At 36.1% G+C, this 12,967-nt stretch carries 11 protein-coding genes and 1 pseudogene; 7 read left to right on the top strand and 5 right to left on the bottom strand.

What is annotated here, in order from left to right:
- The first annotated feature begins 8 nt into the window (after positions 1-8).
- Genes AWW73_RS17745 through AWW73_RS18860 form a run of 3 tightly spaced genes read left to right on the top strand, consistent with a single transcriptional unit; the run spans position 9 to position 3,622 of the window.
- A complete protein-coding gene (locus AWW73_RS17745; RefSeq protein ID WP_062850308.1) occupies positions 9-572 on the top strand; it encodes a hypothetical protein in 564 nt (187 codons plus the stop codon).
- Complete coding sequence (locus AWW73_RS17740; RefSeq protein WP_062850307.1) at positions 569-2,929, top strand: hypothetical protein; 2,361 nt, start codon at positions 569-571, stop codon at positions 2,927-2,929. Before AWW73_RS17745 ends, AWW73_RS17740 begins: the two co-directional genes overlap by 4 nt.
- 3 nt (positions 2,930-2,932) lie before the next feature.
- The gene (locus AWW73_RS18860) at positions 2,933-3,622 is read left to right on the top strand and encodes a hypothetical protein (protein WP_081409683.1); all 690 of its coding nucleotides are present in this window, start codon (positions 2,933-2,935) and stop codon (positions 3,620-3,622) included.
- A 126-nt stretch (positions 3,623-3,748) separates the two neighbouring features.
- On the opposite strand, the gene AWW73_RS17725 is transcribed toward AWW73_RS18860, so the two are convergent.
- Positions 3,749-4,390: a haloacid dehalogenase-like hydrolase gene (locus AWW73_RS17725; protein WP_062850306.1), complete on the bottom strand. Its 642-nt coding sequence runs from the start codon at positions 4,388-4,390 to the stop codon at positions 3,749-3,751.
- Positions 4,391-4,528: 138 nt separating this feature from the next.
- Between AWW73_RS17725 and AWW73_RS19105 the strand changes: the two are divergent.
- Positions 4,529-5,055 (top strand): annotated as a pseudogene (locus tag AWW73_RS19105) (hypothetical protein).
- Between the two features lie 62 nt (positions 5,056-5,117).
- Here the strand turns inward: AWW73_RS19105 and AWW73_RS17710 are convergent.
- On the bottom strand, positions 5,118-6,461 hold the full coding sequence (locus tag AWW73_RS17710; RefSeq protein WP_062850303.1) for a PGAP1-like alpha/beta domain-containing protein: 1,344 nt from the start codon (positions 6,459-6,461) through the stop codon (positions 5,118-5,120).
- 211 nt (positions 6,462-6,672) lie between these two features.
- Between AWW73_RS17710 and AWW73_RS17705 the strand changes: the two genes are divergently transcribed.
- Positions 6,673-7,254 (top strand): YqiA/YcfP family alpha/beta fold hydrolase, encoded by a 582-nt coding sequence (locus AWW73_RS17705; RefSeq protein WP_057106182.1) that lies wholly within the window; start codon positions 6,673-6,675, stop codon positions 7,252-7,254.
- Between the two features lie 14 nt (positions 7,255-7,268).
- On the top strand, positions 7,269-9,152 hold the full coding sequence (parE, locus tag AWW73_RS17700; RefSeq protein WP_057106181.1) for a DNA topoisomerase IV subunit B: 1,884 nt from the start codon (positions 7,269-7,271) through the stop codon (positions 9,150-9,152).
- Positions 9,153-9,289: 137 nt separating this feature from the next.
- Here the strand turns inward: parE and AWW73_RS17695 are convergent, their stop codons facing one another.
- Both AWW73_RS17695 and alc read right to left on the bottom strand, forming a co-directional pair.
- Positions 9,290-9,811 (bottom strand): ureidoglycolate lyase, encoded by a 522-nt coding sequence (locus AWW73_RS17695; protein ID WP_062850302.1) that lies wholly within the window; start codon positions 9,809-9,811, stop codon positions 9,290-9,292.
- Positions 9,787-10,797, bottom strand: a complete 1,011-nt coding sequence (gene alc, locus AWW73_RS17690) for an allantoicase (RefSeq protein WP_062850301.1) — start codon at positions 10,795-10,797, stop codon at positions 9,787-9,789. Before alc ends, AWW73_RS17695 begins: the two co-directional genes overlap by 25 nt.
- A 199-nt stretch (positions 10,798-10,996) precedes the next feature.
- On the opposite strand from alc, the gene hpxO reads away from it, so the two are divergent.
- The gene (gene hpxO / locus AWW73_RS17685; protein WP_061873984.1) at positions 10,997-12,154 is read left to right on the top strand and encodes an FAD-dependent urate hydroxylase HpxO; all 1,158 of its coding nucleotides are present in this window, start codon (positions 10,997-10,999) and stop codon (positions 12,152-12,154) included.
- Between the two features lie 51 nt (positions 12,155-12,205).
- Here the strand turns inward: hpxO and AWW73_RS17680 are convergent, their stop codons facing one another.
- On the bottom strand, positions 12,206-12,931 hold the full coding sequence (locus AWW73_RS17680; RefSeq protein WP_057106177.1) for an outer membrane protein OmpK: 726 nt from the start codon (positions 12,929-12,931) through the stop codon (positions 12,206-12,208).
- Between the last annotated feature and the right edge of the window lie 36 nt (positions 12,932-12,967).

Raw genomic sequence — 12,967 nt, 5'->3', positions numbered from 1 at the left:
ATTGACTGATGTTTAATAAACAAAATATTGTTTGCCTCTTTTTGGTTTTGTTTTCACTGAAAAGTTATGCAAAAGAAGATTTTAATCTTATTTCACAATGTACGGACGAATATGAGACAAGTTGTAATGTTGTTCTAACAGCAAATGGTAAAAAAAATATTTTATTACACGATATAAAATCACCAAGTATTGAAAAAGTTAATGAAGACATCTTTCATATAGTAAGTTCATGTGGTTCACCTTGTATAGGACATTACTTTATTGGAAAACATGAGGAAGACTATACTGAGGAGTTGATTAGTTTTGATATTAAGTCTAAATGTATTATAGAAAGTGATAGTCGTAAAAAGAAAATATATGCAAAAAAGATGTTCACTAATAATAAAAGAATTTTAATAGACTTAAGTGAAAAGAAATTCAATATTCTTCCATCAAAATTTAATTATTACAGTGATTTTAGTGAGATGTCTCATTTTGATAATACTGGGGAGCTCAATTTAATTGCAAATGATTATGGTAAAATTCTATTTAAAAAGAAAATCCAAAATCCTTGTGGAAGTAACAGTAAATGAGTTATTCAGAAGAATTTATAAAGTTTGTTGGGACTGTGGCAGGAGAAGCTGGAGGATGCAGTCCAACCACTTGGAAAGTTGTGGCGCACTGTATAAAAAATAGGATTGGTTTTGCAGAGTGGCTTAATGCAAGAAATGTTAATGATATTTTAAAAAAGAATTTCGATGCTATTACTGATAAAAATCCACCTTTTAAAAAAGCTGTGACAGAAATGTATTCGGGGAATATATCTGATCATACCCAAGATATTATTGAAGCAATATCACCAATTTATCAAGGACTGGAAGAGGATATAACAAATGGAGTTGTATTATATTTTAGCCCTAAAGCTCAAGCAGCTTTACATAAGAAAAATCCAGAAAAATATACTTCACTAGTTCCAGATTTTGCTAAAAGTTCCTTGACTGAAGAAGTAAAAATAAAAGGAACAGAAAATGATGATATGCGTTGGTATAGATATAAAGGTACATCACGTTTCTATGTTCAATTTGTTGATAGAAGTGCTAATGTACTTGCTAAGTCTAGTGTAAGTATTGGGTACAAGAAAACAAAAGTAGTACCAGCGTTAAGTAATTTAGTTACTGATAATCAAGGTAAAATTAGATCATTTCTTGTGAAAGATGGTTGGGGAGCAAGATTTACTATTGATGGTGTTCAAGCGGTTGATAATAATAATAAAGAAATTTTATTAATTGCTGATGGGAAAAATCATTCTTCGGTTATAGTTGTTGCAAGTGGTCGTAGTGGAATAAAATCTCAAACTGACATACATAACCAACAGACATCACCTAGTCAAAAGCAAGAATCTGTAAAAAAAGACACCAAAGCTGAAGTAAATAATGAAAAAAAAGCAGAAGAAGGTGAGAATAATACTAAACAAAAAAACGTTAATTTTAGTATTAAGATCATAGATAGTGAAAATAAGGTGATACCAAATTTTTCCTATTTTTTAAAATATAAAAATGCTGAAAAGAAGCATAGTGTAGGTACTAATGGTATTGAAAATAACTTAGTAGCGTTAAGTGGTGAGGAGATTACAGTTTTAATTAGTGGGCTGGACTCAAAACAAGAAATTATTCGTTTTACAGCACAAGAGGGGATGGGTGAAAAGACTATAAAAGTTAATTTACATACTTTTAATATCCTGTTCAGACATAGAGATACGAAAAAACCTATAACGAATTTGAATTTAATTCAAAAATATAGAAATCAGATAAAGCAAAAAAAGACTGATGGTAATGGAAAGATAACTGTTAGTGCAATGCCAGGATTCGAACTGAATTATAAATTAAGAGATGAACGGAATTTATTAACTATCAAAGTTGATAAAAATAAATCGCTTCGTGTTATCGATGTTGATTCCTCAGCAATAGAGCAAGCATCAAAAAATATAAAGACAGGGACTAAAGTTGTAGAAATATCTCAATCTAAACAACCAATTCCTTCAGCTAAACATAAGCGACTAGTTGATAAGCCAGTTGAAACTCATGATTCTACCCCTAAGAGAGATGAAAAAGTAAAAACCAGTACAGAAGGCCATCCTAAAACTATTGTTATAGATAATAGTGATATAGAGTTTAAAATTTTAACTTATGACAAAATAACTAAGCAATTAGTTAGTAATTGTGAATATATAATTGAGTATAAAGGAAATAAAAACTCTCATATAAGCGGTGTTAGCGGTCTAGGTACAAAAATACATAAGGGCCAAGCCGGACAAACAATAAAAATATTTGAAAATACTAACCTATTGATTCAAGTAACATTACAAAAAGATATGAAACCTATATCTATTAATGTTACTAAGTCGGATTCATCTCAACTAAAAGTTAGCGGAGTGGATTGGTGTAGCTTGTTCTTACAAAGTAATAGTTTAAGTGATTTAGCTGAGCCTTTCAAAACCAACGCTTCAAAATTTATTAATGGCATGAAAAATGCCGGTATCAGTGTCGTAATTAATACAACTTGGCGTCCATCTGAAAGAAGTTATTTAATGTATTATTCTACAGCGATAGCAAGAGGAGAAATTGCTGTAGATAAAGTACCTCCATTTCCGGGTGTAAATATTGATTGGACACATAAAGGAAATAAAACTGAAGCAATAAAAGCAGCAAAAGCAATGTATAAAAAATATGGTATAGGCAAGAATCCAGTAGGTAAACCAGGCTCTTCAAACCATAATAGAAAAAAAGCAGTAGATATGAGAATATCTAATTATATTGGAAAAGTTGTGACTATTGATGGTGAAAGTATAAAAATTACAAGTTGGGCAACATTAACTCAATTAGGCAAAAAATATGGTGTAATTTGGTATGGTAGTAAAGATGCACCTCATTGGTCAGAGACAGGTAGGTAAAAAGTGATTTACAAAACATTAATTGGTATGTGTTTATTGGGATTGGGCTTAAGTGCTTGTGATAATAAACATTTAAGTGAGACTACTCATGTTAAACTTACTGAACAACATAAAGTCGAGATGCCACAAAAAAAATTACCTTCAGTAGAGAAATTACAGGTTAGTAAAGATATAAAAAAAATGTTAGACAATAAGATTTATTTATTATTAGATTCTGATGAGGGTTGTATAGTAAGTGAAAAACCTCTTAATAAAGATATCGTAATTATCTATAAAGAGGAAGAAAAATTTAAATATGATGTTGTGAACCCACTATTGAAAAAAGATAGTAGTGATTGTGTTTCAGAATTAGCTTTTGTTACAGATGAGCCTAATTATTTTTATAATATTAAAAAAAGAAGCAAGGATTTAGTACGAGGCTATGGCTTTGAATTAAATAAGGATCAGATTTTATATAAAAATAATAAAATTAGAGGAGTTGATTTGATAGGGGATGGAATTCCTAATATTATAACTGAATGTTTTTCAAGTGAAGGTGCACATTTTAATATTTTTGGAGGGCACAATAATGAAGAAAAGTTGTTACATCGTTATACTTATCTAGATATGAACTTACAAGCATCGTGCACTGAAAATGAAAAAATATATAGTAAAGGTTTGTTAGATTTAAGAAATAAGTATAGAGAAAATTAATGAAAGTATCTGATAATATTCTCTATAAATAGAAATTTAATTTAAATAGCATAGACACTTTTATTACTAAAAGTGCCTATGCTATCTTTATTTAGTCTTTAGAAATCTATATAAACAATATTCATATCATAAGTTTAAAACCAATTTAATATTTTTAATTTTGTTGTTATCCCCGCTAATTAAATAGGGCAGTTTAGCGCTAATCAAAATAGGTAAGTCATCTTCAATATCATCACTGTATGTTGCAAACCAAGGTTGTTTGATATCAAGCTTATTCAATCTTCTTACTTTTTCTTCAGCCCTACAATGTATCCCACTTACCCATCCTCCCAGCTTGTTTTGTAGAGGAGTACCAATAATTCGTACATCTAGATTGATAGACTCGAGTAAAACATTCGCTAACTTTTCTGGTGCAGCCGTGGCAATAAACACAATTCTTCCATTGGCTAAATGATCTTTAACTTCTGTTATACCTTGCTCAAACCAATATAATGAATCAGAAGTAGTATTTTTTATATTATTGGAAAAATTTTTAAAGCTGTATTCTAATTCTTCTTCGTTCAAGCCATACGTTGTAATCCATAAATACAATGAAGCACCTTTAGATTTATATTTCTTAAATTTCATAAGAGGCAAAGCAATGGGAGTAACAATAAGTGCACCGATGAATCTAAGAAGATTAGATTTCAATTTACCCGTTAACCATGCCTTTGTAGAGTCGCCAGATAGTAATGTTCCATCTAAATCAAAAACAATGATTTCCTTCATATATTTCTCTAAATTTAGTAATAGTGATAAGAATTAGTTTTTAAAAGGAACATTTTAATATTTACTTTGTGAATTTATAAAATATTTTATTGTAATTTTGTTATAGTGGTTTGATCTTATTATTTATAAGCTAATCTAATGAAAAAATATTTTACTAGTATTCTGTTTGTCATATCATCTCTAATATATTCTCAGAATTTATTTGCAATCGATCAATGTAATATTGACCAACAAGTAAACTTAAATATATTTAAGAAAAATGATTATAAATTCTATAATTATATGTGTGAATCTTCAGAAGGTTTATATCTTAAAAGTTATGTAGGAGATCAAGAGAAAAAATATTTGTTGGTGATTATTCTGATTTTGCAGCTAAAGAGAGTCCTAAACTTTTAGCTGTGAGTATTTATAAATCAAATAAAAGAAAACCTCCTATATTAATTACCATTAACTCATCATATTACTGTTGTACTCCACAAATTGAAGGTGAAATTTATCAAGTTAATCTATATCAAATTAGTAAAAATAAAATTTTAAATTTGAAAAATATAACAAATATATTAGGTAGTAATGCAGAGGGTTTTGAGGGGATTACAGAAGGGAAAGTCTATTATAAATATAAAACCATTTCTGAAATTAAAAAATGGTTAGATAAAAATTATTGATGGATTTATGATCTTTAAAATAATGTAAATTAAGAAAAAGCCCAACATAAGTTGGGCTTTTTTTAAGTCTCTACAATCCCTTCTAAATCTTCGAGCTTATAGTTCGGCATATCAATAATATGAGTTTGAATACCCTCTTGAACATAATCATTCACATGAGGATATAACCAGCGAGTGATCTGTTCGGCAACACTTGAGTGATACTGAATTTCAAAGTGATTTAAACCATAAAACACGGCTTTATGTGAGTCTGGAACTTTAAGCTGAAAACGTGGATTAGGGTGTTCACCTAGCGCGCTTTTTACACTCACTAAGTAGTCGCCAATTACGGTCAATGCTTTATTGCGGACCTTTTCAAATTCTAAGGTCCCTGCCACTAAAAAGGTGTTGATATGGGAAGGTAACGGAGCAGGAGCACGGTTATCATCCATCATACCAATACGGGCATCCATATGTTCCCAATCATCATCACGAACGCTGCCGTGGCGTAGGTCTAAAATACCATTACTCCGAATATTAACCAGTTGACCGAGTAAACCCACAAAAGGGAAAGCCCCAAGTTTATCTTGTATGGTAAAGCCAAAGCGCTCTAAAACTGCCCCATGATGTGGAGAGCCAATGCAAACTAGATTCTCGACCATATGAATCCATTGATACATATTTTGTTTGCCATAAAACAAGGCACTACGGGAAACCAGTCCGCCCATACTATGGCCAATGATATCAATGCTGGTAATTCTTGGATTACGTTGTACCAAGTCTTCTAATAAGTTCGAAAAACTGCGTCCATTGGCTGAAATACGTCGGCCTGTATTGTAATTTAAATACAACATGGTGTTATGGTCACGCTGCGCTAACAGGCGCTCCCCAATTCCACCATAATGGGCATTTGACCAAGTCAGATGGTTCATACACAAACCATGAGCCAAAATCACGATACGACCTGCAAGTTCCCCTTGTTGTATTGCACCGTAGTGATCATATAGCACCATAGGTAATGCGAGGGGGCTATGCTGTTTAAGTAGATAATCCCCAAAAATCCCATTCAAAATGCCGACTAAAAAATGTAGGCTTGGGGTGAGTGGTTTTTCGTGAAGTGTGGGATATTTTTCAATAATATGACGTAAACTTGGCGCTAAAAAATAGCTACCGTATTTTTGTAAAGCGCCATAAGAAAGCTGATATGCCTTTTGCACAAATGGTCGTTTTTGAAAGTTTTTAGCATTTTGTGTACTCACACCAAAAGCATTTTTTAATACTTCAATATTAATAACTTGAATTAATTCATGTACACCATTTAAGCTGGTACTGAACAGTTGAGCTAAACCTTCTAATACGTCTGCCTGACTAGGTGGCGTACGATCCCATTTACAATAAGTTTCATGTAGTGGTGTTAAGCTCGGCATATCTTTTCCCCATATACGTTATAACCGACGTTTTAAGCTGTACTTTTTATCAACGGCAGTAAACGTTTCCATCTTAGTAGTTTAAATAGCACATATTTTTAAAATACTGATGAATGGTTAGTTGAGTGGTTTTTCTTGTCTGACAATAGTGTTTTTATATACAAACTGAGAACAAAAATGTGAGTTTATTCTCAATTTAGAGGGAAAATATATGAATATTATCTACCTCCATGGCTTTAATAGTAGCTCTCTTTCAATTAAAGGGCTGAGCCTTAAGCAATATTGTAGCGAATTGGGTATAAATGTGCATTTGCCAGATTTAAACAGATCTCCTGATCTAGTGGTTGAGCAAGTCTCAGAACTGATAGAGTCTTTACAAGATGTAGCCTTAGTCGGTAGTAGCCTTGGCGGGTTTTTTGCGACATATTTTGTCGCGAAATATAATGTTCCAGCTGTACTGATTAACCCTGCTATGCAACCATGGAAACTGTTTGATGAGTTATTTCAAGTTGAAAGTATGCCCTATGTGGTGAATGATCAATGGTCAATTGACCATGTTCAGTTACGGCAGTTAGAACAACTGGAACTGAAACAACCTGAAAATGCCGACAAAATACTCGTCTTGTTGCAACAAGGCGATGAAATTTTGGATTATCGTCAAGCACAACGCTATTATAGTGCTGCAACGCCATCCTCATTGATTTTGACGGATGCTCATGGCAATCATGCTATGGAAGATTTTGAAGAAAAATTACCGTTAGTGATCGAATTCTTTGCGCACACCATCAAATAAGGAAAACGTACAACGTGACACAATATACGGCTCAATCGCTTGAAGTTCTTTCCGGTTTAGACCCTGTTCGTCGTCGTCCAGGGATGTATACCGATACGACTCGACCTAACCATTTAGCCCAAGAAGTTATTGATAATGCTGTTGATGAAGCATTAGCTGGTCATGCCGACAAAATATGTGTCACGGTTTATAAAGATGGTTCGTTGTCGGTTGAAGATAATGGCCGTGGTATGCCAGTCGATATTCATCCGGAATATGGCCAAAGTGGTATCGAAATTATTCTGACCAAGCTTCATGCAGGTGGTAAATTCAGTACCGATAACTACCAGTTTTCAGGTGGTTTACATGGTGTGGGGATTTCAGTTGTAAACGCTTTATCAACACGTGTTGAAGTCGAAGTTCAACGTCAGGGTAACCTATACCAAATGGCCTTTGAGCAAGGGGAGCCTGTTGCGCCTTTAGCTGTCTTAGAAGGTAAAGCACCAAAACGCGCGACAGGGACAACGGTACATTTTTGGCCTGAAGCGAAATATTTTGATAGTCCAAAATTTGCGTTAAAAGCGCTTAAACATAATTTAAAGGCCAAAGCTGTTTTAGCGGCTGGCTTAAAAATTATCTATATCGATCAAATTAATGATGAAAAAATCGAATGGCAATTTGAAAATGGCCTCGTCGATTATTTGATGGATGAGTTGCAAGACCGTGAAATCTTGCCAAATCCTGCTTTTGTGAGTAATGGTCAGGCAGATCGTGCGGCATGTGAATTTGCAATTTGTTGGAATGTAGAAGGTGGTGAACAGGTTCAAGAAAGTTACGTCAACTTAATTCCAACCGCACAAGGCGGTACTCATGTGAACGGTTTACGTTCAGGCGTAACTGAGGCGTTACGTGAGTTCTGTGAACTGCGTAACTTGTTACCGCGTAATCTTAAACTCTCGGCAGAAGATGTTTGGGATGGCGTGAATTACATCTTGTCGCTCAAGTTCCAAGAGCCGCAGTTTTCAGGTCAAACCAAAGAGCGTCTTTCTAGTCGAGAAGCATCAAATATTGTTTTAAATATTGCTAAAGATGCTTTCGCACTTTGGTTAAACCAACATGCTGAAATTGCGATGCAACTGGCAGAAATGGCGATTTCTAAAGCAGGTCGTCGTTTAAAAGCAGCAAAAAAAGTCGAGCGTAAAAAGATTGTTTCTGGCCCTGCTTTACCGGGTAAATTGGCAGACTGTGTTGGTCAAACACGTGAAGACAGTGAGTTATTTATTGTCGAGGGTGACTCTGCTGGCGGTAGTGCCAAGCAAGCCCGTGATAAAAACTTTCAGGCTATCATGCCAATTCGTGGAAAAATCTTAAATACGTGGGAAGTTTCTTCAGATGAAGTATTGGCTTCTCAAGAGGTTCACGACATTGCAATTGCGATTGGTGTAGATCCGGGTAGTGATGATTTATCTGAACTGCGTTATGGCAAAATCTGTATTTTGGCCGATGCGGACTCGGACGGTTTACACATTGCGACTTTGCTTTGCGCCTTATTCGTTAAACATTTTCCAGCATTGGTTGAAGAAGGGCATTTGTATGTAGCAATGCCACCATTGTTCCGTATCGATATTGGTAAAGATGTTCATTACGCGCTTGATGATGATGAACTTGAAACTATTTTGAAAAATATTAAGGGCAATCGTAATCCGCAAATTACCCGATTCAAGGGATTGGGTGAGATGAACGCGATTCAATTACGTGAAACGACTATGGATCCGAACACGCGTCGTTTAGTGCAGCTCGATCTAGATGATGTTCATCTAACGGCAGGCTTACTCGATAAATTGCTTGCGAAAAAACGTTCGGCAGATCGTAAGCAGTGGCTTGAGCAGAAAGGTAACTTAGCTGATATCACTGTTTAAAAAGAATTAAAAAAATCCCCGCTCAATAGGTGGGGATTTTTTATATAAACCTAAATTTTAGGTAATCATCACAACAGTTGCTGCTATTGGCTTCTCGGCCATTAAATTAAAATTAGACAGATCTGTATATTTTAAATTTAGATCGTAATTTTTATAGCTTCCGGAAATTGAAAAACATCACAATTTGCGCCGCTACCAATTCGATCGACTACCGCAAAATCACTCGGTGCTTCAAAAGTAAGCAAAGGATGATGCCATGTGCCTGCCCGATAATTGATACTTTGCTTACCGTCTGAGATAAAAGCACATAGCTTTGAAATATCGGGATTATTCTCGTCTAAAGCTGGCGCTACAATAATTAAAAACTTTTGCTGCTGTAGTGGAATAAATGCCTGAGAGCCTTTTGGATGGCGTTCTAGCATTGAAATTTCCAGAGGCAGCACACTCGCCTTAATATTACGGAAAATACTAATTCCTGCCTTTGCTTCCCCTTCAATTTCAGTTTCAACGAGCGCATGGTAGCGCTCGGTGTGGGCATCATTAATATGAAAAAAGTCATGCCCGTCGCAACAGATGACTTCTCCGAAGGGCTGAAAATTTTCAATTGTTAAAGGCTGAATTTGAACATTCTTCATCATGACTTGGCAATTTTTCCCCATAAACGAACACGGCTAATGCCACCGTCTGGAATCATGTTAATACGAATATGCGAGATTTTTTCGTGTTGTAAAATCTCATTCATATATTCATGAATATGATCCATTTGCATCGGTTGGGCTTCTAGTAAGTAAGACCAGAACATACTTTGAGGAATTAATTGTGCATCGGTTGCATTTTCAAGGTAAACCGCCTGAATAGAAACCTCAGCAGGGAAATTCCCTTTAAAGTGAGCTGTATCAATTTCAAGCTTCTCAATTTTGCCACTTTTACCGAGTGCAAGAATACACCAGTCATAACCCGGTGCGCGGCGGCGTTTGGTTTCCCATCCATCGCCCATGTTGACGCCACGGCCAAGGTTAATCAAATTACGCGGATGTCCAAAATGAGCGTCGCTATAGGCAACTACGCGGCCACCATTTTCGAGAGCCAATAAATCGAGAGTTTGTTTGCTATCAGTCACTTGAATATGAACATCACCATAGATACGTAAACGGGCAATACCACCATCTGGGAAAATATTAAGGCGTATATGAGTGAAAAGTGCATCATTATTGACCATAAAAATATGATGCTGGCTTGGGCCGAGTTCGGTATTTCCTAAAACACTCACCCATTTTGCCCCTGTCAGGTCACCATTTGGTGCATAACATGCTTCTAATGAGGCAGATGCAGGATAGTTTCCTGTGAAAAAGCTGGTATCAATATCAAGAGCAGTGATTTTTCCACTTACACCTAGCTTCACAATACACCAGTCATAACCTGCGTGACGCTTGCGGCGCGTTTCCCAACCGTCCATCCATTTGCCGTTGTTATCAAATTTATCTTCAACAAAAATCGGTGCATCAAATTGCAGCATACGCTTTGCTTCTGCAAAGAAATCATCTGAACACTCAATAACTTGTGCACCAATTCGGGCATCTGCCAAGTTGGTTTTCGTATTCAAAATCTCAGGAAGTTCAAAAGCTGGAGCGTGTAATATTGCCATAGTGGATTATCCGTATTTCTTGTTAAAAACATGATTTTTCATTTAAAACTGCGCTGACATGGAGCGTGCCGAGACGAGTTTTATACATAAATATATAAGCATGGTGCATGCCAGTTTTGTGGAAAAGCTAAATAAATTTTGAACGATGGCATGTTTTTAGCATAAGCACCCTATAGGTGAATATCTATAGGAGAGTGTTATGAATGTGGTGATTATTGGTGCAGGAATGGGAGGTCTAACTACAGGCATTGCATTAAAGAAATTTGGTCACCAAGTTCGCATTTTTGAGCAAACTGAAAAGATTCTTCCTGTCGGCGCGGCAATTTCGCTGTGGTCGAATGGTGTGAAATGTCTGAACTATCTGGGATTAACCGATAAAATCGCCAAACTTGGCGGACAAATGGATGATTTGGCCTATGTGGATGGTTTAACTGGAGATGTGATGACACAATTCAGTTTACTGCCATTAATTGAAGAAGTAGGACAACGACCTTATCCAGTTGCACGGGCCGATTTACAAAATATGCTGATGGATGAATTTGGCCGTGATCAGATTTATCTAGGCAAAAAAATGGTCAGTCTTGAAGACAAAGCCGATTTTGTTGAAGTCCATTTTGCAGATGGTAGCTCAACGCAGGCCGATTTATTGATTGGCGCTGATGGCACGCACTCACTTACACGCACCTACGTGTTGGGCCAGCAAGTACAGCGCCGTTACGCGGGATATGTGAATTGGAATGGTTTGGTTGAAATCTCTGAAGATTTAGCTCCTGCTCAGCAATGGACGACTTATGTCGGAGAGGGTAAGCGTGCCTCTCTGATGCCTGTTGCAGATGGAAAGTTCTATTTCTTTTTAGATGTGCCTTTACCCGCAGGGCTAGACAATAACCGAGATGAATATAAAAAACTTTTAAAACAATATTTCGCTGATTGGTGTCAACCTGTGCAGCAGCTTATTGAACGCTTAGACCCACAAAAAACTAATCGGGTCGAAATACATGACATAGAACCGTTCACTCAATTTTATAAAGGTCGTGTGGTGATTTTAGGTGATGCTGCACACAGCACGACACCTGATATTGGGCAAGGCGGTTGCCAAGCGATGGAAGACGCAATTTATTTAGCGCGTTCTTTGCAGATTAATACTTTGGGGCTAGAGGATGCTTTACGTCGCTATCAAAACAAGCGTAATGAACGTGCTAATGAATTGGTACTTCGTGCACGCAAACGTTGTGATGTGACGCATATGAAAGATGAAGCCGTTACACAAGCATGGTATGAAGAATTACGCCGTGAACAAGGCGGACATATTATGCAGGGGATTATTAGCAATATTGTGGGTAATCCACTCGACTAAAACAAAAACAGCAAGGAGTTTCCTTGCTGTTTTATCTTCTAAATTTGGATTTTAGAAGTGGTATTTAACCAATGCGCTGACGTTATTTTCGTCGGCACCTTTAATACCAAATTTGTTATTCCACACTGAGTGCTCGATACCGAGGTATAAACGAGTATCTGGAGAAATGTGTTTACCTACATTCCATTTCCATTGTGTTGTCCAGTTCAACTCGCTGGCATGGTCATCTTCAGCGGTTGACCAGTCAAGAAAACCATCTACTAAGAAATCTTCAGATGCGAGTTTAAATGGAATGCCGTAAACGAATGTCATTTGATAATCGTCGTCAGTGTTCTCATTATTTGCACGGTAGAAGTTTAAATTCGCATATTGGAAATATGGGATATCTAAATCAACTGCAAAACCATAAAGGAAATTGTCGAAGTTATTACCATTTTGAGAATTACTTTCCCAAGTGGTACTGATCAACACATCTTTTACTGGCCCGTATGCAAGTTTTTTACCCGATACTTCACCTAAGCTCAAACGCGGTGATAACTCAAAATATGTACTTTTATGATCGTCTTCACCACGCATGCGGTCCACGAAGAAAAATACATCAGCGTATTTAACTTTCGCTGCATATTCCAAAGTAATCGTGGTTTCTTTTTCATCTACAACTTCATAGTTTTCACCATAAAGTCCAGTCACGCTAAAATCTTGCCAGATTGGTTTCGCCTGAACCATGGCAGTTGCAGATAACAAGGCACAAGTCGCCGCAAGTTGCTTTAATTGCATTTAAATGATCTCCCCCCAAATAAAGCACGCTAAGGA

Source organism: Acinetobacter lactucae, assembly GCF_001605885.1.
Lineage (GTDB): Bacteria > Pseudomonadota > Gammaproteobacteria > Pseudomonadales > Moraxellaceae > Acinetobacter > Acinetobacter lactucae.
This window is presented reverse-complemented; position numbering and strand designations above follow the sequence as displayed.